Raw genomic sequence first — 243 nt, forward strand, 5'->3', positions numbered from 1 at the left:
ATAAAATGAGCTATCATTCCACCAATAGCTGGACCGATACCTTCTCCCATAGCTACTATGGAGCCAATAAGACCAAACGCTTTACCCCTATTTTCCTTTGGAATATAGCGCGCAACTACAACCATCACGAGTGCTGGAAATGCAGCTGCACCAGCTACTTGAATAAATCGAGCCAGAATAAGTATGGGAAAAAAAGAATGTCCAACAAACCCAATTACCGATCCGAAGCAATTTATTATAATC

Annotated in this window: 1 protein-coding gene; it reads right to left on the reverse strand. The window is 41.2% G+C overall.

What is annotated here, in order from left to right; translation table 11 throughout:
- Positions 1–243, reverse strand: a 243-nt coding sequence (locus tag AWV70_RS22715; protein ID WP_153010123.1) for an MFS transporter, incomplete at both ends; no start/stop codon positions are given.

The organism is Sporosarcina koreensis (genome assembly GCF_001531445.1).
GTDB classification, from domain to species: domain Bacteria; phylum Bacillota; class Bacilli; order Bacillales_A; family Planococcaceae; genus Sporosarcina; species Sporosarcina koreensis_C.